At 49.3% G+C, this 1058-nt stretch carries 1 protein-coding gene; it reads left to right on the forward strand.

Going from position 1 to position 1058, the window contains the following annotated elements; genetic code table 11:
- The coding region (locus AN394_RS21125; RefSeq protein ID WP_055022519.1) for an IS256 family transposase at nt 1-1009 on the forward strand (1009 nt) is incomplete at its 5' end.
- Nucleotides 1010-1058: the final 49 nt, after the last annotated feature.

Raw genomic sequence — 1058 nt, forward strand, 5'->3', positions numbered from 1 at the left:
AGAAGAGCGCCAAGGTTACGCCAACGGTTATAAGAAAAAGTCGCTACAGAGCCGATTCGGGATGCTCGATTTAAGTATACCGCAAACCCGCGACACGGATTTTTATCCAAGTAGTTTAGAGCGAGGTTTACGCTCTGAGAAAGCGCTGAAGCTGGCATTAGCAGAAATGTATGTGCAAGGCGTGTCGACGCGTAAAGTGGCACGTGTGACTGAAGAGCTGTGCGGTTTTGAAATCAGCTCTACTCAGGTAAGTCGCGCCGCACATGAGCTTGATGTACATTTGCAGCAATGGCGAGAGCGGCCGCTTGGCAATTTCCCGTATGTCGTGCTTGATGCACGTTATGAGAAAGTACGACACGGTGGCTCTGTAATTGATTGTGCCGTTTTAGTCGCGATGGGCGTCAATGAATCAGGACATCGAGAGCTTTTAGGTTGCTCGGTATCGCTTTCAGAGCAAGAAGTCCATTGGCGAGATTTTTTGCTCAGCCTGAAAGATAGAGGTCTGCACGGCATGAAACTCTTTGTTAGCGACGCCCATGAAGGGCTAAAAGCGGCACGCAAGAGTGTATTTCCGAGTGTACCGTGGCAGCGTTGCCAGTTCCACTTGCAACAAAACGCGCAAAGCTATGTGCCCAAGCAGGCCATGAAAGCACAAGTGGCGGACGACATTCGCAGTGTCTTTGATGCAAAAACACCGGATGAAGCAAAACGCCACATTGAGTTGCTCTGTAAGAAGTATGAGAAAAGCGCGCCTAAGCTCGCAGTATGGGCCGAAACGGCGCTTCCTGAAGGGTTAGCTGTATTAGCTTTGCCTGCGGGGCATCGTCGCCGTTTGAGAACAACCAACGCACTTGAGCGCGTGAATAAAGAAATCAAACGCCGTACGCGCGTTGCAACTTTATTTCCAAACGAGGCCTCTTGCCTCAGATTAGTCACAGCGGTGATTATGGAGATATCGGACGAATGGAGCTCTGGTAAAAAGTACCTGACCATGGATGGAGCTGAATAGGTGAAATCAGAGGGTAAACTGGAAATTACAGACGAATTGTTGCTTTATC

It is taken from the genome of Pseudoalteromonas sp. P1-26 (assembly GCF_001401795.1).
GTDB lineage: Bacteria > Pseudomonadota > Gammaproteobacteria > Enterobacterales > Alteromonadaceae > Pseudoalteromonas.